The 20,617-nt window shown below is 38.4% G+C and carries 11 protein-coding genes and 1 riboswitch; of the genes, 4 read left to right on the forward strand and 7 right to left on the reverse strand.

Annotated elements, in window-relative coordinates:
- Positions 1-19: 19 nt before the first annotated feature.
- The 4 genes from AC0L7T_RS16950 to AC0L7T_RS16965 all read right to left on the reverse strand — a co-directional run bounded on the left by AC0L7T_RS16950 (position 20) and on the right by AC0L7T_RS16965 (position 6,611).
- Complete coding sequence (locus tag AC0L7T_RS16950; protein WP_473336829.1) at positions 20-1,768, reverse strand: RagB/SusD family nutrient uptake outer membrane protein; 1,749 nt, start codon at positions 1,766-1,768, stop codon at positions 20-22.
- 10 nt (positions 1,769-1,778) lie between these two features.
- Complete coding sequence (locus AC0L7T_RS16955; RefSeq protein ID WP_473336832.1) at positions 1,779-5,204, reverse strand: SusC/RagA family TonB-linked outer membrane protein; 3,426 nt, start codon at positions 5,202-5,204, stop codon at positions 1,779-1,781.
- Positions 5,205-5,580: 376 nt separating this feature from the next.
- The gene (locus tag AC0L7T_RS16960; RefSeq protein ID WP_473336834.1) at positions 5,581-5,868 is read right to left on the reverse strand and encodes a hypothetical protein; all 288 of its coding nucleotides are present in this window, start codon (positions 5,866-5,868) and stop codon (positions 5,581-5,583) included.
- A 224-nt stretch (positions 5,869-6,092) separates the two neighbouring features.
- Positions 6,093-6,611: an RNA polymerase sigma-70 factor gene (locus AC0L7T_RS16965; RefSeq protein ID WP_473336836.1), complete on the reverse strand. Its 519-nt coding sequence runs from the start codon at positions 6,609-6,611 to the stop codon at positions 6,093-6,095.
- A 516-nt stretch (positions 6,612-7,127) separates the two neighbouring features.
- Between AC0L7T_RS16965 and AC0L7T_RS16970 the strand changes: the two genes are divergently transcribed.
- The gene (locus AC0L7T_RS16970; protein ID WP_473336838.1) at positions 7,128-8,996 is read left to right on the forward strand and encodes a heparinase II/III domain-containing protein; all 1,869 of its coding nucleotides are present in this window, start codon (positions 7,128-7,130) and stop codon (positions 8,994-8,996) included.
- Positions 8,997-9,061: 65 nt separating this feature from the next.
- Here AC0L7T_RS16970 and AC0L7T_RS16975 read toward each other — a convergent pair whose 3' ends face one another.
- A complete protein-coding gene (locus AC0L7T_RS16975; protein WP_473336839.1) occupies positions 9,062-10,852 on the reverse strand; it encodes a sensor histidine kinase in 1,791 nt (596 codons plus the stop codon).
- Between the two features lie 500 nt (positions 10,853-11,352).
- Positions 11,353-11,554: riboswitch (cobalamin riboswitch) on the forward strand.
- Between the two features lie 150 nt (positions 11,555-11,704).
- Here AC0L7T_RS16975 and AC0L7T_RS16980 point away from each other — a divergent pair.
- From AC0L7T_RS16980 to AC0L7T_RS16990, 3 genes are read left to right on the forward strand one after another with little or no spacing between them, the layout of a single operon-like run.
- A complete protein-coding gene (locus AC0L7T_RS16980) occupies positions 11,705-13,753 on the forward strand; it encodes a TonB-dependent receptor (protein ID WP_473336841.1) in 2,049 nt (682 codons plus the stop codon).
- Between the two features lie 3 nt (positions 13,754-13,756).
- Complete coding sequence (locus AC0L7T_RS16985) at positions 13,757-14,911, forward strand: YncE family protein (RefSeq protein ID WP_473336844.1); 1,155 nt, start codon at positions 13,757-13,759, stop codon at positions 14,909-14,911.
- Positions 14,912-14,933: 22 nt separating this feature from the next.
- Positions 14,934-16,481 carry a hypothetical protein gene (locus tag AC0L7T_RS16990; RefSeq protein WP_473336846.1) on the forward strand — a complete coding sequence of 516 codons (1,548 nt, stop codon included), beginning with the start codon at positions 14,934-14,936 and terminating at the stop codon, positions 16,479-16,481.
- A gap of 161 nt (positions 16,482-16,642) precedes the next feature.
- Here the strand turns inward: AC0L7T_RS16990 and AC0L7T_RS16995 are convergent, their stop codons facing one another.
- Both AC0L7T_RS16995 and AC0L7T_RS17000 read right to left on the reverse strand, forming a co-directional pair.
- A complete protein-coding gene (locus AC0L7T_RS16995; RefSeq protein ID WP_473336848.1) occupies positions 16,643-17,875 on the reverse strand; it encodes an alginate lyase family protein in 1,233 nt (410 codons plus the stop codon).
- Between the two features lie 423 nt (positions 17,876-18,298).
- On the reverse strand, positions 18,299-20,614 hold the full coding sequence (locus AC0L7T_RS17000) for a discoidin domain-containing protein (protein WP_473336850.1): 2,316 nt from the start codon (positions 20,612-20,614) through the stop codon (positions 18,299-18,301).
- Between the last annotated feature and the right edge of the window lie 3 nt (positions 20,615-20,617).

Genomic DNA, 20,617 nt, shown 5'->3' on the forward strand with positions numbered 1-20,617 from the left:
TATAGGTTAATGAATAGTATTAATACCCCGGATTTTGAATGAGTAGGGAATTGGTTTCAATTATACCTGTGGCTATTTTATAGTAATACATATTGGGTGTATAGGTCCTGGTAAACTTTTCCGCAGGCAATGCTTTTTTAGAAAATGTATACGTATCATTGTCCAGGTTATATACAGGCCAGACACCATAAGTATCGCTATTAAAAACTACCTCATGGAATATTCTCCATCTTTTCATGTCCCAGTAACGGTTCCCTTCAAATGCAAATTCAACCTTCCGTTCTTGCCTGTAATCTTCGATCGTTATTGGCTGCTGGTATTCGGGGATCCCAGCCCTTTGTCGGATCCTATTCACATATTTCCTAGCCTCCGGCTCATTGTTCAATTCCAGCTCGGCTTCAGCATAATTCATCAAAACCTCAGCATACCTTATACATATCCGGTCAACTTCTGAAGAAGAGCCAGCAATGGGTCTGGGAGGTGCTGGGTCGGACCATTTAGACAATAAGAATCCTGTAGAAGTAGCTTCAGGTTGAGCAATTCCATCTGCTCCAAATCCGGATTTTAATTCCCCGCCTTCTATTACATTACCGTAAATCTTAAGTGTAGTTCCTTTCCAGGGCGAACCTGGAAAAAGGACTGAAGCAAAAAACCTAGCATCCTTCCCTTCAAAGAGATCCGCCGGATCATTATAAACTATTGGCGTGCCATCTGAGGCAGTCATTTTTAAGGACCCATCTTTCGAATCTTCATATTCAAAACTCTCTACCATATCAAGGGTGGGGCAAAAGTAAGAGCCATAGCCTTCTCCACTTCTATGACTAAAAGGAGCCGTATTCCTGTCTATATTGTGTCCTCTGATAGGCCATTTATAGGCGGTAACAAAGATCCGTTCTTTATTGGTGCCAGACTCATCAAAAAACAAATTATGGAAATTCAACGCCTTGTCTTCATCGTAATCATACAATTCAAATAACCCGCTATCCATTACTTCTTTGGCGGCGTCCCTTGCAGATGTCCAATAAAAGTCGGCTTCAGAGCTTGGTATCCCGTTGGTTTCATCTAACTGCAGTTCCCCATATGTGGCAATACTGGCGGCATGCACCATTGCCCTGGATTTAAAGGCAAGGGCAGACCATTTGTTTAGGCGAAATTCACCTGGAACGGTGGACATGACGGCAATGGCTTCCGTCATCTCAGATTCAATAAAACTGAACACATCTGCCTCTTTATCCCTTGCCATGTACAGCCCCGAAGGATCGCCAGATTCCGGAAGGGTTAATACCTCCTTGACGAGAGGTACGCCACCGTATCCTCGAGCCAGCTTATAATAGGCATAAGCACGCATAAACCTTAGCTCTCCAAAAACCTGTTCCTTCTCACTTCCTGAAAATGCTGTAGATTCGGGAAATTTACCTATAATATTGTTTAAATTCCGGACCAACTTGTACCCATTTTCCCACCAGTCGTACACTTCTGTGTTGGAGGTAAAGGTCATTGGACCATCGAGTGAAGCAGTATTTTGGCCGGAAAAGCAATTGACCATCTCATCGGTATTGTAGGATAGCCATATTCCAATTCTTTCAAACGCCATTTGGGTGTATAAAAAAGCCAGATGCGATTCAAAGGCTGTTTTATCTGTTAAAATCGTTTCTTCCTTCAAAATATCGACTGGATCGCTATTTAGAAACTCCTGATCACAAGCAGTACCCAATAGTAACATGCAGGCAATTATTGAACTTGCTAGGTATTGATATATTTTATTCATCAGATTATCTTTAAAAGGTTATGTTTAGCCCTGCATTAAAATTTGCCATCAAGGGATATTTATAGCCTCCTTGGGCTTCAGATCCATCCAGCCTATGCTCTGGATCAAAAAGAACGTCTTTACCTTTCCAGGTATATACATTCATCGCATTGCCATAAATTTTTATTTGCTGGGCTTTAACTTTATTTACCCATTCAATCGGAAGCGCATATCCTACCTCAATATTCTTTATCCTCAAATAGGTGACATCCTGAACAATGTATTCTGAAGTCAGTTGATTTGGAGGATAGCCAAAATTATCACGGGAAATTGGGAATCTTCCAGGAACCCAAGGGCTATCAAAATCCAGTGGGTCCTGGTGATGCCATCGGTCAAGGAATATTTCTGAGGAATTTCTTCCCCATACCAATGGACCTCTAAGTTGTCCTGTTGGTAAAAAAGAATAATTGGTAGCTCCCTGAAAGAATATACTTAAAGTAAATCCTTTCCAACCCCCAGATAAGTCCAACCCATAAAAAATTTCAGGATTATTGTCTCTTCCTATTGGATATTGATCTAAATCGCTGATCATTCCATCCTCATTCCAATCTTCATAACGTACATCTCCTGGAAACAATCCAGAATGGCCATTGGCATTTTGAACGGGTGAATTGTTAATTTCTTCCTGATTTTGAAATTGACCCTCAAATCCATATCCCCATCTCATATTTTTCCAGCGGTCTTCTGATCGATTTCGCCAATTTAAATAGGAGTTTCCAGCTAATGCAGCTTCTTTATGTAACCATTTCACACGGGTATAAGTAAAATTTCCACGGACGCTGTAATTGAATCCGTTAATTTGATTGGAATGACCGATTACTACCTCCAAACCACGACTTAGATCACTTTCCAGATTTTCCTGAGGCAATTCTGTTCCAAATATTTTGGGAACAGCAACAGCCCGGTTGGCCAGAAGTCCTTCTCTTTTCCTTTGGAAAAAATCGAATTGAAAATCCAACAAGCCTCTCCACAAATTACCATCCAAACCGATATTTGAAGTAGTAGCGGTGTACCAGGTGATATAAGGATTATTTAAGCCTTTTGGAGCAGCACCAGCAGTTAAAGAGGCCCCGTCGAAAATATAAGCGCCGGATGGATAAAGGTATCCTTCCAGGTATTCAAAACCATTGGCAAATGAATCATCCCCCATTACCCCATGGGAAATTCTCAACTTAAGGTTATCAAATGCGCTAATGTTATTTTCAAAAAATGCTTCCTCATTTATTCGCCAACCCAATGAAAAGGCAGGGAAAAAACCCCACCTGCTGGTTTCTGGGAACAAAGAAGAACCGTCATAACGAAAACTGAATTCTGCCAGGTATTTGGTATTGTAATCATAATTCAATCTGCCAACAAGCCCCAGATTTCCATCCAAGACCTTATCTCTACCAAAGGCCAACTGGTTCTCAGTAAGGCCTGCATCCAGCTGCTCCAAAACATTTAAGGCATAATTCCTTTGGGCACTAAATAAGGTTCCAGATCCGCTCCTTCGCTCTCCTAATAACAATGCTTCTATTCCATGCTTATCATCGAAAAAGGATTTCTTATAGTTCAGCGATAATTGCGTTTGCATGTAAATGGTCTCATCAAACGCCATTTCCAAATTTGTTGGGTTATTGATTCCCGTAATCACGTACTCATCTGTTTCACTATTGTATTTATACTCGCTATAGGCCTTCCTGAATTGTTTGCTCGAACTGTATTTCATATCATATGCAAAAAGCCCTTTTATTTGAAGTCCTTCTATTGATGGTACTTTATACACCAATGAGACAGTAGACTCATATCGCTTATTACTAAATTTTCTATAACCTGTAAGGTCAGCATCAATGATTGCCAGGGGATTTCTATCTGCAAGACCATCATAATAATAATCAGGGTTATTATTGGCATAAATCGGTGAGTATGCCGGTTCCATCCAATTTTGTCGAAAAACTACACCATTTCTGGTTTCATAAGGTTGATTTCTGTCGTCAATCATACCTTTTATGATAAAATTGGCTGTCAAATTTTTATAGACTTCTGCGGAAACGTTGGCGGTAAAATTGTACCGGTCATAGCCAGATTTATTTGATTTGTCTAGTTGCTTCCACACATCAGCCTGATGCATGCTTCCTACTGACATAAAATAGGTTACTTTATCGTTTCCCCCATTAAAAGAAATATTGTTTCTTGACAAAGGGGAGTTTTCTCTCATTACCAACCCCCAATAATCTACGCTTGGAAAATCAGGATCCTCTCCGGTATATTTCTCCCAATCAGGATAGGGCAATGGATTACCTGCAACCAAAGCTGCTTCATTCTTTAAAATCAGGTTATCAATAGAGTTCCGAATGGCCTTGGGGAATTCAGTCATTTGCTGTGTGCCGTAGGAAGAGTTGATATTGATCTCCATTTTTCCTGCCTGACCTTTTTTGGTCGTAATTAACATGACCCCATTGGCAGCTTTCACTCCATAAACTGCTGCGGAAGCATCTTTTAATACGGTAACACTTGCGATGGTACTTGGATCAACTCTTTGAAAATCTTCCCGCGGGATTCCATCGACCACCACTAGCATATTTCCCCATCCTCGTATATCTATACTATTGTCATATTGTCCAGGCTCACCTCCGATTTGCATCACCCTCAATCCAGGCAAGCGTCCTGTTAAGGAATTACTTAAATCAGAAGAGGTAATAGAAGTCAAAACATCTGATTCTACCGACGAAATGGCACCAGTTAAATTCACCTTTTTCTGCTCCCCAAATCCTACTACCACTACCTCTTCCAAATTCTCCATATCTTCGACCATAGATACATCAATTATGGATTTGCCACTCACTGTTATTTCTTGGGTAACATAGCCTATGGAAGAAAACACCAACACATCATTTTCATTGGGAACGTTTAATACGTATTTACCCTCGACATTAGTGACTGTTCCAATAGAGGAGCCCTTTACCAATACGGTGACTCCCGGTAGAGTTTCCCCATCTGAAGAAGTAACAGTTCCCGAAACATCAAGCAGTACTTTTATTTTATCAGTAGGAAATTTTGGTTTCAAAAAAATTAGATTCCCAATTACTTCATAGTCAATGAATTTAGGAGCCAATAATTTATTCAGGACAGTGCCCAATTTTTCATTCTTTACCTGAAAATTTAACCTGCCTCCTTCCCCAATTTCACTTGGATTGTAGGCAAATTTAACATTGGCCAAATGCTCAATACTATTAATTATCTCTTTCAGTGTCTGATCTTTAACTTCAACACTAACCTTTTGATCCAGCAAATCTTTGGAATTGCCGTTACTAGCTAGGGTTAGACTTGAAAATAATAACATCACAACCAATTGAAATATTGATCCTCTTGTTACCACTTTACCAAGTACTAATAATCTACATGGTTCATTTTTCATAAATTTTTGGGTTATGTTAATAATAAAACAGATTTCTCCCTCGCTTTTGAAATTGAAAGGTTATGGGACCGAGAGGGAATTGCTTAGGTTTTCTTCATATTTTATATTTAAGTTAAATGGATTGATTTAATTTTATAATTTAAATGCTATACGAGACCTAAGTAACCATTTAGAAAAGAAAAAAAACCAAATAAGATAGTAGCATTCGTTCTAATTTTTAAATTTTAAATGTATTCAAACCCACTATATTCTTTTGACTTTACTTTGCCACCATTAGCCAGGTAATGCCTTTTCATTTGTTTTCCTATGCTTGAAAAAGATTGGGTTTTATTATCCTTTTAACTATTAAAAAAAATAATATAGGACACAATAGAAATTAAAAAAAACCTCTAATCTTTAGAAAACAATTCAATAAAATACGTTTTACCTTTGAAAGAGGAGATGTTTTTATAGATTCCAAATTTTTTCCCTCTATTAAATAAATTTCATATTCAATTTTACATAGCATTTTATATCCATCATCTAACAATTGATTTTGGTCCATTTGACTGGCATTTTTTATACTCGAAGACAGTAACCATAATTCAATAATGCTCACTTCTTTCTCAGTACATTTTCCAAGACGGTATCTTCTTAATAAGCTCCTTGCTTCTTCCTCTTTCAATGGAATAGATTATATCAAACCCCTCAGGTAACCTTTGGTATATCAACAATATGTCAGTTAAATGAACCGATGGTACTAATACTAAAAAAACATTTTATTTAAGTATTAAATTTTATATAAAAAGTACAATTAATTACTATAAATAGTCCATTTTATTGAATATTTTTAACCAAAAAAGTAAGTTGTGAAAATTTTAAATGTTAAAAATCAATTAATGTTAAAAATTACACATAAATTCTGCTAAGATGAATTTTGAGATCCTTAAGGGCTTTACTAATTTGATTTTTAACCGTTTGGTCAGAAACATTTAATTTTAAAGAAATTTCCCTTATTGACAAGTGTTCCTCCCTACTAAGTTTAAAAACTTGTTTCACTTTAGGTGATAAATCATTGATGCCAATAGTAATCCATTTCTCTAAATCCTTCGCTTCAACCGATAAACTCCCTTCGCATTCTAAAACTTTACTATTCAAGGAATATAGGTAATTATCCTTCACCAAATTGTGTTCAATAAAATTGATTATTTTATACTTTAAGGCTTTATAAAGGTAGCTAGAAAGTGAGGTTTTGATTTCTAAGTTCTTTCTATTTATCCACAAAGAGACAAATAATTCTTGAATAATGTCTTCCAACTCTTGGTTGCATTGGATAATTCGACTACCATAACGATATAAACTCTGCCAATATTTGTTGTAAATGGCTTTAAAGGCATCCCGGTTATCGTGTTTAACCAAATCAACCAATTTTGAGTCAGTATATTGAATAAAAGGTTTAATACTCTTAAAATTAAATTAAGCGAATTAAAAATAGAACTTATTAAAGCTAAAGGTTAATGTGATAATTAGCAAGAAAAAGAAAATTAAATTTTAAGTTTAGTTTTTACCCAACCACACGACTAATATGAGAATCATATAAAATTCGGGTGATTTTAAAATTATGCTAAAACATTAGGGGAAAATTAGACTATAGTTTACAAGATTGCTTTAACTCTCCTTATTTAATAATATACATTTTACCGGGTTATTGACATTGTATTGAATTTTATAATGTTTTAATAATAGGTAAGGCAATTGGCCTTCCATTACGGTAAGAAACCATTTACCTTTTAACCTCAATTCAGGGCAAACGGATCCAATTATAATATTTTATTTATATTGACTCCACAAAACCATGGTTAAGGATGGAATTGTGAATGATTGTAAACAAAAGCTTCAAAAAACCAAGGAAATAATAAACCTAAATCCGATAACTTAAACCCCATGCGCACTCACCAAATAGTTAGCTTTTTATTGTTGTTGGCTTCATTTATTGTAACAGGTTTTTTATCTGACAATCAGGCACAAACCCTGGCAACAACTACCAAGGTGAAATTGGAGAATCCGATCACCGCTGCCTATTTAAGAAGAAATCTAAAAAGGACGTCGCCTAAACTAATCCTTACCCCTGCTATCGAGCGGACTCTGAAAAAGAAATTACAATCAGATCCTCTGATGCAATCCTATTACCAGTACCTGCAAAAGGAAGCCAATGACATTCTTGACCAACCCCTCTTAAAAAGAGAGCTCGAAGGGTTTCGGCTTTTGTTTGTTTCCAGAAAGCTGATACAAAGAATGAGTACACTTGCCATGGTATACAGAATTGAACGCCAGCCAGAAATATTGCAACGAATAGAAGAGGAGTTGAAGGCGGTCTGTGCCTTTTCTGATTGGAACCCACAGCACTTTCTTGATATTGCGGAAATGTCCTTTGGCGTAGCGTTGGCGCTAGACTGGGCTGGAGAGGATTTACCAAAGACGACAGTCAGCCTGGCTAAGAAAGCACTGATTGAAAAAGGAATAATACCCAGCTTCAATGAAGATGGGGAAAGAATGTTTTGGATCAATGGCCATAACAATTGGAATGCTGTTTGTCATGGAGGCATGATTGCCGCATCTTTAGCTGTAGCGGATATTGAGCCTGAACTGGCTGCAAAAACCATTTCCAGGGCCCTGGAAAAACTCCCCAATTCATTGAAAGAATATGCCCCAGATGGCGTATATCCCGAAGGCCCTTCCTATTGGGGTTATGGGACAAGTTATACGATCATTGCTTCAAACACGCTACATACTGCACTTGGTTCAGATTTTGGGATTTCAGAAAGTCCCGGGTTTATGAAAAGTGCCGAATTCTTACTAAACGCCACTGCCCCATCAGGTAACTATTTCAATTTTGCAGATTCAGGTGACAAATACAATGGAGGTGTTGCCCTCTTGTTGTCCTGGTTTGGTGCAAAAACGGGTGATGCTTTGTATTTTGACCAGTCCTTTTTTCAAAACCCAAAAGAGGCAGGAAGGTTTGCAGGTCTTGGACTGGTTTGGCTTTCCCAGATGGATCCGAAAAACACTGGGGAAATAACCCAAAACTGGCTTGGAAAAGGTACTAACCCTATCGCTATTTTTAGGGGCGACTCGGGTTATTTTGCTGGGATGAAAGGCGGAAAAGCCCAATTGAGTCATGGAAATATGGATGCAGGTACCTTTGTATTTGACCTAAATGGTGTACGTTGGGTAGTCGATCCAGGCAATCAAAGGTATTATCTGCTCAATAAAATAGGCTTTAACCTTGCTGGCCACTGCCAGGATTGTCCAAGATGGACCCTGCTCACCAAAAACAATCAGGGACATAGTACCATCACGGTGAATGATGAAGATTTCAATGTAAAAGGCTTTGCTCCGATCATAGATTTCAAAGACCAGGACCTGCCTGAAGTAAGCATAGACCTGACCAACTTGTACTTTGACAATATCAACACTGTAAAACGGAAATTCACCAAAGACACGGACCGATCGCTACTCATCGAGGATACTTTCGAGACCAATGAAAAGACCAAAAGTATCACCTGGGGAATGATGACACAAGCTGAGGTTAGCCTGGAGAAAAATGGTGCCCTATTAAAGCAGGATGGTAAAACACTTCATCTCCGAATTCTAAATACTGATAAATACAGTCTGTCTGTTATTTCTCTTGATCCACCGCCGTTAGAAATTGACAAAACCATGGAAAACCTGAAACGAATAGAAATCCGAATACCTGCCTGGACGCTGGAAAATAGTATAGGCAACCTTAAAGTCCGGCTTTCAGAGGATTAATTTTATTCAAATTCAATTAGGTAAAAGCCATTCTATTTTCTCTTTTGAAATCACTTAATATACAGCTAATTAACAGCTATATTGGATTTCTGAGTTGCATTATCTCTGTTTTTGGGTAAAGTAAAATAGAACCTACTTCCAACGCCAGGTTCGCTTTCCAAGCCTACTTTCCCTTTGTGTTTTTCGATAAATTCCTTACATAGAATGAGCCCCAAACCTGTTCCTTTTTCGTCGTTAGTTCCTAATGTGGAATAGGAATTGTCAATTCTAAATAATTTTTTAATATTATCTTTGTCAATCCCAACACCACTGTCAGTAACAGACAATAAATATTCAAGCTCTGTTTCTTCAACTGCAATAATTACTTTCCCTTTAAAAGAAGTAAATTTTATGGCATTGGATATAAAATTTCGCAATACAGTTTCTATCATTGCTTTATCGGCGTATAGAACAAGTTTTAATGGTGCATTTAAACTTATCCCAATTGCTTTTTCCTCGGATGAAGTTCTCAACAATTCAATGGTCAATTGAATCATTTTAACAAGGTCAACTGTTTCTGGATTGAACGCTATTCGGCCAGTTTGAGACCTTGACCATTCCATCAAGTTTGACAATAATGTCATGGCATGTTTTGAAGAATCATTTATAATGGCAGCATAAGTATCAATTCCTTCATAATCTCTCTCCCTAACTTGTTCACTTAGGATTTCACTTAAACCCATAATGCCATTGAATGGACTTTTTAAGTCATGTGCGATAATTGAGAAAAACTTGTCTTTTGTTGAATTTAATTCTCTTAAAGAAGCTTCACTTTTTCGAAGATTAAACTCTGCTTGCTTTCTATTCGTAATGTCATTTATTACAGACACAACACAATTCACATTATTTATTTCGATGATTTCGGCTGAGATTAGACCATAGAATAATTCCCCTGATTTTTTACGAAACAAATATTCTTTTTCTACTATTATACCTTTTGAGGTTAAATCTGAGGTGAATTTTAATCGGTCTTCATTTTGATTCCAAATATTTAAATCAACTGATTTTAAACCAATTAATTCATAAGGTTGAAAGCCAGAAATTGATTGGACATTTTTATTTACTTCGAAAATTTCTCCATCCTTAAGTTTAGATAAAATAATTATAAAAGGAGCTTTATGAAATGCTTTTGAAAATTTCTCCTCCTGCTCATTAACATCATTCATCAAGCGTTTATTATACATCAGGAAAATACTATAAGTCAGAGATATAATTATGACCTCCCATGCCATTAAAAATAAAGATTCTGAACCTGTTGAATCTAAATAGCCTGCAAGGTCTGGTTGATTCTGAATGATGTATATAATGTGCAAAACCTGAACACAAAAGACCCCTATAAATACATACCCAACTGGCCGAGTTACCTCTCGCATAGCTACCGGAGTCCTTTTTAACATTAAATAAGCAACTTGAAAACTAATTAGCAAAAAAGCCAATGCAAAATTTATTTTTCTAATGTATAAATCGGGATGAAAAAAACTGAAATAAACGTGTCCAAGAAAAAAAACAAGTATCAATAAATAATTTTGAATTTGGGGTCCTTTTAACTTGACAAATTTCTCTAATCCAATTAATAATACAACAGTAGAAGAAACGATTAAGGTATTGGCCACAGGTATAGATAGCCAATCAGGAATATTACCTCGCAAAAATATTGAAATATTTCCAAGTGTAAGCATTGAAAAACTAAGCAATACTAAAGAAATATCAGGGAACCGCTTTTTTACCTGAAAATATAAAGAGACAATTAATCCTAAATTAATGATATTAACTATAATATAACTAAAAAAAACAGTCTTAAAATCAAATAGAGGCATATAAATACATTCTAATCAACACAATAAACATTAGTAATTTCTTATTAAAACCAACTATTACGCTAGCGTTATGCATTTCAGCTCATATCCCCCCTATATTTAGGAAGGCCAACTTCTAGACTTAGCAAAATGTGGTATAAACTGCGCTATCGATTTGGTTTCAAACAATTAAACTAAGGCTTAAAACACCAATCCTACCAAGCCAATAACCCCTACTAATTCACCCTTTGTCCTCAAAATTTACCTTTCGTAATTTTCTAATCTTTTAAGCTAGGGAAAAAAAACCAAACCATCATTGAAAAGTGTCGTCAATAAATACAATACTTTAGTTTAAAGTACAAAACACTTGGTCAAAAAGTAACCATTTAAGATAAATGCTAAGGAATCCTCATCCAATAAGCTGCGAGCGACACCCTTCCTAAAATGGAACCTTAATCAAGGATTTGCCCTTCAAGCATTTTTTATTCAAAAAAGAAATTTTTTTATCGAAAATAGAATCCTATCTTCGCCGCCGTAATGGTTTCCTCCTGGATATTGTCCTAGAGAAATTAAATTGGAATCCGGTGTGAATCCGGAACTGTCCCGCAGCTGTAATCTCATTAAGCTATTTCCAAATTTTAATGATCACTTTCTGTATAATCAGAGGGGAAGGTCGGAAAATAGTGAGTAAGTCAGAATACTTGCCAATACGATTTGTAATCCGAAATATGCGATAGACAATCTATTGCAGAATCCGGATTTAATTGAAAGCTTTCGGGGATTGAAGCTTGAAAACAAATTCGTCTTGCAACGCAAGATTTTGATTTCAGTTGGTTTCGTTGAAAGCTATTTGCCTTTAGACAAATAGTTTTAATGATCATTTACAAATGGCTTCCGAAGCAGGAGGCGATTCTTCTTTTGTGCGCTTTACTCTTTTTTGCTTGCCTATGCCAAGCACAGGAAAAGTATGGCAAAAAATATTTCCCCCCAAGGGATACAACCTCCGTTTTCGATATTGAAGGGATAACTGTCGAATCTGAAAGATACCAATCCCGTTTTCGCTCTCCAATGCCGGTACAGGCACTTAGAGGTAAAGATCTGGAAAAACTAAATAGTTTTTCAGTAGCTGATGCCATCAGGTATTTCTCAGGAGTTCAGTTAAAGGATTATGGAGGAATAGGAGGGCTGAAAACCATCAACGTCCGAAGTATGGGATCTGCACATACCAGCGTTTTCTACGATGGTGTGGTCATCAAAAATGCTCAAAATGGGCAGGTAGATTTGGGTAAATTCTCTTTGGACAATATTGAGGCTTTAGAACTTTTCAATGGTCAAAAGTCCAATATATTCCAGCCAGCTCTAGGTTTCTTTGCCTCTAACACACTGTTCATGCAGAGTAAAATCCCAGTGTTTGAATCGGGCGAAAAAGAGCATGCGAAACTTTCATTCAAAACAGGATCTTTTGGCTTGGTCAACCCATCCCTGCTTTATCAGCGCCGGATTAATGAAGGGCTTTCTGTGTCCTTCAACACAGCATACATTACCGCCAATGGGAAATATAAATACCGGTACCAAAAAGAGAATGGCTACGACACCACTGCTACCCGACAAAACGGAGATATCGAATCCTTCAGGGCAGAAATCACAATTCATCAGGCTTTCAAATCAGGAGGAAAAGCATCACTAAAAGGCTATTATTACGAATCAGAGCGGGGACTTCCTGGAGCCATCGTTGCCAATATTTTTAGTCATTATCAGCGTCTTTGGGACAAGAATTTCTTTGTGCAGGGCATGTTGCACAAATCATTTTTTGACAAACATGAGCTGATGGTCAATATGAAGTACAGCAGTGATTACAATCGGTACATAGACCCTAACTATCAAACGATTGAAGGTGCACTGGACAATCGATATAATCAAAAGGAATTCTACACCTCTCTAGTCAATCAATACATGCTAAACTCTTGGTGGGATGTGTCCATCGCTGCAGACTATTCCTTCAATACCCTGGATGCCAACCTATACCGATTCACTTATCCTAGCAGATCTTCTTATTACTTCGCGGTATCCAGCGCCATACATCGAGACAGATTAGAAATACAAGCAAACCTTTTAGCTGCTTATGTAAAGGATAAGGTAAAGTTTTACCAAAAAGGAAGCGACCAACAAGTTTTCAACCCAGTAATATCAGTTTCCTATCAGCCTTTTACCTTAAATGAGAATTTCCGCATTAGGGCCTTTTACAAAGAGTCTTTTCGAATGCCTACCTTCAATGACCGCTATTACACTTTCGTAGGAAACACCTTTTTAAGGCCGGAGTTCACAACACAATACAATTTAGGCAGCACATTGCAGGTCAAGCCCAACCTCATTTTAGACGCATTCTCCATTCAGATAGATGCGTATTACAACCGAGTTAAAGACAAAATTGTGGCCATGCCATCTGCCAATCTCTTTCGGTGGACAATGATGAACCTGAATGAGGTAGAAATTAAAGGACTTGAAACCAACCTACGTGGCATTAAAGAAATAGCAAACGTATCACTCGAAATAGGAATGGGTTACACCTTCCAGAAGGCAATAGATATTACGGCCAGCAACACAGTGTATGGAGACCAGATTCCTTATACGCCAGTTCATAGTGGAACATTTACCTCATCAGCCAGCTATCAGCACTGGCAAGCCAATTTCAGCTTCATCTATACAGGTGAACGCTTTAGCCAAAAGGCAAATTTACCTGTCAACTATGTCCAACCCTGGTATACCAGCGACCTGGGATTAACCTGGAAAAATCATTTTGGCAAGCATCAATACGCCATGGGATTGGAGACCAACAACCTATTTAACCAGTATTACGATGTGGTTTTAAACTTTCCAATGCCAGGAAGAAACTATCGACTAAAATTCAATATCTCCTTTTAAACCATGAAAAACTCATTTTGCTACCTCTTATTCCTACTTATTCTATCCACTCTATCGAGTTGTAGGGAAGATGATTTTATTCCTTTGCCTGACGAGGACAAGCTACCTGAGCAAGAAGCCTCAAATATTGCCGGATTTTATCTGCTTAATGAAGGCAATATGAACATGAACAAGGCATCATTGGATTATTATGATTACCAAACAGGGCTATATACCAGGAATTTATATGGCACAGCAAACCCAAGCTCAAAGCTTGGCTTAGGAGATGTAGGCAATGATTTAGGCCTATATGGCTCCAAACTTTATGCTGTAATCAATGCCTCCAATAAAGTGGAAGTGATGGATGCTGAGACTACAGAACGTATAGCCGTTTTGGAAGTGAAGAATGGTCGCTACGTAACTTTTGATGGAGGATTTGTCTATGTGAGTGCCTATGATGGTGAGGTTTCTTTAGGGAATGATAGGCCAAATGGCTTCATAGCCAAATATGACACAAGCAATTTTGACCTAATAAACAAAATAGAGGTAGGCCGACAGCCTGAAGAAATGGCTGTTTCCAATGGTAAACTTTACATCGCCAATTCTGGTGGTTATAGTCCTCCCCAGTATGAAAGCACCATTTCAGTCATTGACCTGGATTCATTTAAGATCATCAAAACGATAGAAGTTGCCATCAACCTGCACCGAGTGAAAGCAGATGGAAAAGGTAATATTTATGTCAGCTCAAGGGGTGATTATTACAATACACCTTCCAACCTATATGTCATCGACACGCAACTAGATCAAGTAATTGACAATTTTGACATCCCTTGTTCCAACCTTACTATATGTGGAGATACTGCTTATGTAATCGGTTCAGCATTTGACTATTCTCTGGGAGATTTTAAAGTTGACTATGCGATGATCAATACCCAAACCAGGGAACTCCTCTCCCAGCCCTTTATTTCCCAAGAATTAGTAGACAAGATCAAAATACCCTATAGCCTGGCAGTAGATCCATATACAGGAAACATTTACATCACAGATGCAGGAGATTATGTTTCTCTAGGAAAACTATACGGCTATAACCTAAAAGCTGATTCCTTGCTTTTCGAACAAGTAACTGGTGACATTCCCTCCCAAATCGCATTTGTATTCAAAAACGCAAATAAATACTAACTATTAACTAAAATCTAAACAGATGAAAAAACTAGTACCATGCCTCCTATTTATCACCCTATTAACATCCTGTCTGAAAGATGATCTTGAAGATTTACGAAAAGATGTTGACAGCCTTAAAGAACAAATGGCACAATATGAGAGCTTATTGGACGCCCTTAATAATCGATTGTACATTAAAAGTTATGAAGACAATAGTGGTTCCTACAGCATAGAATTAAGTGACGGCACTGTCATGAGCGTCAATGATTCGCCTTCATTTATTGAAATAGGCGATAATGGAAATTGGTGGATTGACAACCAAGACTCAGGTAAAGCAGCAGGAGAATATCCTAATAGCATGCCCGAGATAGGCATTGGAGAAGGTGGAAACTGGGTTATAGATGATGTAGATCTAGGGATTTCAGCTCAAAATCAGCTAGCAAAAGCAGGATCAAACATCATTGCTTTGGCACAAATTGCGGGGCAATTGTCTTTTGTTTTTGCTGATGGCAGAGCGATCAATTTTGATGCTTCAGCACCAGTGATTTCATTCACTATTCCAGACGGCGGATTTGTATTTAACAAAATGGCCTGGTTTAAGGTTGAAGCCGTGGTAAAACTCGATGCAGATGCCAATTATGAGTGGCTTTATGACGGCCAAGTGCTCGCAAATACGAAAGACCTTACTTATGTTTTTGCAAAAGCTGGAGAACATCTATTACAGCTCAAGGCCAAAAATGAATTTGGCGTAAGAACTGAACAAGTTACCATTACCATTAATGATGCAGTGTACAAAAATAACCTGACCAGGCTATTTGAATTTAAGCCAGCCCCTGGTCAGCAAATCAACAAGCTTCCTATTTGGTCAGAAGGCATAACTGCGGATAGCGTATTGAAAACTGCCGAAAAGGCCCTAACTAACAATTCATTGATCAGCTTGGGAAGTTTTGGAGGTTATGTTACTATGGGCTTTGACCATACAATTGTCAATGGTGAAGGCAATGACTTTTTGGTAAAAGGCAATGCCTATAGCAGTTGGGCAGAACCGGGCATCATCATGGTGTCTGAAGATGTAAATAGAAATGGATTACCGGATGACGAATGGTATGAGATCTATGGTTCTGAACACGGCAACCCCGAAGCGATCAAAAACTACGAAGTTACTTATTACCGACCTGAATCGGAGCCAACGAATCCAAATGAGCAAAACTACATCTCCTGGAAAGACAATCAGGGACAATCAGGATTCGTACCAAAGAATACATTTAATAGTCAAAGCTATTATCCAGGATGGGAAGCAGACAGTATTTCTTTCACCGGAACTTTACTTCCAACCAAAATCTATGACCAATCAGGCACAGGAACATTCTGGACCAACCCTTCTTTTGATTGGGGTTATGCAGACAATCAGTCTAATAACAATGAAGCTGCTCAAATTGACATCAGCTGGGCACATGACAGTGAAGGCAATGCGGTTAAGCTCCACGGTGTAGATTTTATAAAAGTTTATAACGGAACACTTGCCGCAGGAGGCTGGCTTGGTGAAGTATCAACAGAAGTCTCAGGGTTTACCGACCTTAATTTGTAATAATGATTAAGTATCAAGGAGGTTGTCTCGATTTTGGGGCAACCTCCTATTTCTTAGTCTTTATAAACTGAAGTCGGTCCCTTTATAAGCATTGTAAGTAATGTGAATTCGAGAATTAGTTCCCAACTAAATCCAATATTCAACTTACCCATTCAATTTACCTACCTCCGTATCTGCTTAAAATTCACCAAATCCCAATAACTAAAAGGACTATCTGCTGATAGCAATTTGTCTGCGGATTTTTTGTACTTTTTATTTTGGTACTTGTAAGCAGCAATATTAAGTTGCTCCTTTAATCTGGACAAATCCCTTTCTTTTATTTGTTCATAAGGCCAATCTTTCTTTTTGCTTGTATAGGCATTCAAAAAATCCAAGGCCTTCTGTATGCTTCCTCCTTTTTCACTCTCCCTACTCCAGAGATCTATACCTACTTTTTCACAAGCCTTGGCATAATACATAATCGCCAACAGGTTCATGGTACTATAATCCCAGGAACGAGTTCTTGCCAATTCTGCAGGTTGTGTTCCATCTTTCTCAATCATTTCCTCCATAATCAACGGCAGCCCGGCCTTGGCCAAACTATCCGCTCTATCTGTCTGTCCCAAATACAAAGTCAAGGGAATAATTTGAGCAAAATACCAAGTTGTATGGTTGTTGCCATTTACGGCTTCATCCTTACCGTGTTTGCTATTGACAAGCCATGACACATAGTTTGCCAACCAATCTTTCATGCCTTCCTCAAATGAGGTATTCCAATGGGTGGAATTTGAGAGCAGCATAAATTGATCCGGTAATTCTGCCATCTTTCTGGTATCAATAATACCTATTCCCCGGCCTTCCGTTCTTCCAGGAATCCGCTGGGCAAAATTTAGGTTGGGATTCATTTTGGTTTCGGGATCTAAAAACCAAACATTCGCTAAATGGATAGCTTGAGCAGCATATTTTTCATTGCCAGTAAAATAAAAAGCCTGACTTAAAACTTTTAAGGAATTGAGTAATTCACCCATATCCTCTTTATCCTTATAATCATAGTACTCAGGATTGATTTCTCCATCTCGCCTGATATAGGGTAGTCCATCCTCTTTTTCCGGATCCGGCCACCAGTAAGGCCCCATACTGGTATAATCATGGATATCTCCACTTGGAGGCAATTGCTTTTTATGTATGACTGAAAATGGACCGCTACTTAAGGCCTCGTCCGCTGCCATAATCAATGCCTTTAATTCAGGTGTTTTTTCAGGAGAAACAGTACCTATATTCTCTCTGGCTTTTTCCATTACAGGACCTTCCAAAAGAATAAAGCCATCCTGCTGTGCCCAAAGCAAGCTTGGGGAGACCAAACCAATAAACAGGAAAACATTAAGGGCAATTCGAATTTTTGGGTTAAAGCTCATTTTGGAGATTTTGGGTTTTATCGTTTACTGTTTTAAAACTAATCAGAATTGGAGAGATTTTGTCAGCATTGTTGCAGAAAAAAGCAGCAATACCGCCAAAATCAATTAATGTGCATTCACTAATCCACGGGCTACACCCGTGGCTGTGATATTACGCCCTGCCAGGGCTGGTGAAATTGAAGCAATGAACCCTAATCTACTATGATTATACTAAGCCTTTAAAATATAGGATTTGATCTTATTGCTCGAATTAAGGAATATTACCCTTAACTACTAAAATTCCACAATCAAAAGCTACTTAGAAGAAATGCTAAGCTTCACAGAATTAGCTGAAATAATGAAATTGGGCTGGTAGAACCTGGCCCAATTTCATTGCCGAATGTCTCCATCGGGTAGTGGAAAGCTCTTTGTCCTGTCTCGGGTTTAGTTAAAATCTGCAACCGACAAAACCAGGCTCCGCTGAAAAAACCCATAACCATAACTCAAGGTAAGGGTATCATCCTTTCCAAACGGAAGCTTCTGGTTTTCGAAAAGAATGGCATCTCCAGTAAATTCAATTGCGCCAATTAATTTCACCTCTAATGGTTGATCTTCCTTTAGTTGGACCATCATGCTGTCTCCAGCTTGATTGAAAATTTTGAGCGAAGCGCTATCTATGGTCTTGTAATCAAAATTTAGTGGGGCAGTGAGGGCAACCGTATATTTTCCATCACCAGTTTTCTCCAATGCAATATCCGTATAGTAATTGGCCATATAGGCCATACTCAAATTAAAAGCAGTATTGAACTGTACCCAGCCTTCTGTCCAACCCAGGTCCCCTGCCTCGGGAAAATTGGGATAGTGGAAGGATTTTGGGGAGCCATCAAAAACAAATTGAACGTCATCCAATAAACCAATTCCACCCCTATGTCGACTGTACCAACCCAGATCTACTCCTTCTACTTCTTCTGGTCCTTTATAGGAAAATTGCCTTCCTGTAGGATTCCTTCCAAAGGAATTTTCAAAGTGAGACCAGGCCAACATTTCCAAATCTTTCTTTAAATCCGCCTCCTCTAAAATCCCTGATGCAGCAAATAAAGCAGCAGGAAAACCCAATATATTGCCCGTTTCATTCCAACCCGGAGGCGTCCACTCTTCGGCACTGTATTTTCTAAAGTCCCATAAATTGTCGGAACGTTCCAACATTACTTGTGCCCATTCCTTTACCTTTTCAGGAATCCCTTTTGGTGCCCTGTCAGGAAACTGTTCGTGGAAATAAGCAAAAGCCCGCATGGTCATGTGCTCAGACATCCTTTGCCCTTTGGTGGTCATCGGGTCAGACCAATCCAGATTTTTTACCATCCAGGCCATTTGTCTGAATGCTGCATCAAAGTATTTTTCTGCTTCCGCATCCCCTTCCCTTTTGGCTACCTCATACAACATCAAGTTTGGAATGACCGAATACCCGGGAGGCATTTCTCCTTTGGTCGTTCCAAGTTGAGTCTTTAAAGACAGCAAATTGTGCTCTTTGCTTTTGTTGTATTGAGAAAGGGAATGCTCCGAAACTGTCTCTTTTTCCCAATTGTCTTTTACATATAGGTATACAATGTCAAAGTTTTGTTGCGGCAGCCACTGCTTCATGTATGGCCAGGCATATAGAAAGTGGGCTAACTCCGCTTTCTGCATTTCATGATCCAAGCGTTGACTTATTTTCACATCCGCATCCCAATGGATCAGTTGAATGATATCGGGTGTTTCCGGTGCAAAGGGTTCCAACTTCCCCCATAGTCCTTTGTAATTGTCAGCAAAACTGTCGTTGGAAACATACTGTCCTTTTCTTTCCATGCGTTCGTATGCTTCCGGATTGCTCAGGTACATGGCCACTAAACTTTGCATGGACCAATTGAAAAAATCACCATCTCGCCAGGCAAAACTGATGCGCCGGATATCTTTAACCGTACCAGTATAATGTCTCGCCCCCAACATAAAATCGATCATGTTTCTGTAAGTGACCCGCTCGATCCAATTGGGTGAAATCCTAAATGGGAAGGATTCGAGTTCCTTAATTTGGACCAAAAACTCATCTTCAGTTAGCGGGTTAAAATCTGAAAAATCTCCTTTCTCTCCTTTAACTTTTCCTGAGAATTGGGTGTTTCCAGTTTTGATGTTTACAATAGAAAAAGGGGTATCGTTAGAAATTCCGGGAGCAGTAAAACGTTTGTTTCGGTAAAGATTGTATCCGCTTTGATTGACAAGAATGGGTTTGTTTTCCAAGCCACTTTCATCCGAATATTGTTGACCGAACAAAAGCACTTCACTAATTTCCATGACTTTTCCATCCTGAGCTGCCAGCCTAACCCGGTCAATTAGCTGAGGTTTTTTCAACTGGATTGCTACTTTTTCTGCCCTATTATTTTCCAGCTTATGGAAAGTTCTCCAATCTCCATTTAGTAAATATTGCAGGTATATCGTCTCATTGGGAACAGCGTTTGGAGCGAAATTTATTTCCACTTTTATAACTTCTGTGGCGCCCGGAAAACGTAAAACCAACCAAGCATTTTTATCCTCAACCAAGCAACTCCAATGGCTCTGTAAATCTCCATCTATGGACAAGTTTTCAGCATGATTTTCTTGCGAAGAACTGCTGCTTGCAGTGGCCGAAAAGGACAAGTTTTTTTGGGCAAGCACTGGTGAAATCCCAAATAAAAAGAGCGCTACAATTCCCCAATATTTAGGGTACAAAATTCCACGTTTATTCATACA

The organism is Cyclobacterium sp. 10D3-21, from assembly GCF_055809755.1.

Excerpts from the sequence above, each read along its gene's own strand:
- AC0L7T_RS16950 (WP_473336829.1), bottom strand. The coding sequence starts at position 1,768 with ATGAATAAAATATATCAATACCTAGCAAGTTCAATAATTGCCTGCATG.
- AC0L7T_RS16955 (WP_473336832.1), bottom strand. The coding sequence starts at position 5,204 with ATGAAAAATGAACCATGTAGATTATTAGTACTTGGTAAAGTGGTAACA.
- AC0L7T_RS16970 (WP_473336838.1), top strand. The coding sequence starts at position 7,128 with ATGCGCACTCACCAAATAGTTAGCTTTTTATTGTTGTTGGCTTCATTT.
- AC0L7T_RS16975 (WP_473336839.1), bottom strand. The coding sequence starts at position 10,852 with ATGCCTCTATTTGATTTTAAGACTGTTTTTTTTAGTTATATTATAGTT.
- AC0L7T_RS16980 (WP_473336841.1), top strand. The coding sequence starts at position 11,705 with ATGATCATTTACAAATGGCTTCCGAAGCAGGAGGCGATTCTTCTTTTG.
- AC0L7T_RS16985 (WP_473336844.1), top strand. The coding sequence starts at position 13,757 with ATGAAAAACTCATTTTGCTACCTCTTATTCCTACTTATTCTATCCACT.
- AC0L7T_RS16990 (WP_473336846.1), top strand. The coding sequence starts at position 14,934 with ATGAAAAAACTAGTACCATGCCTCCTATTTATCACCCTATTAACATCC.
- AC0L7T_RS16995 (WP_473336848.1), bottom strand. The coding sequence starts at position 17,875 with ATGAGCTTTAACCCAAAAATTCGAATTGCCCTTAATGTTTTCCTGTTT.
- AC0L7T_RS17000 (WP_473336850.1), bottom strand. The coding sequence starts at position 20,614 with ATGAATAAACGTGGAATTTTGTACCCTAAATATTGGGGAATTGTAGCG.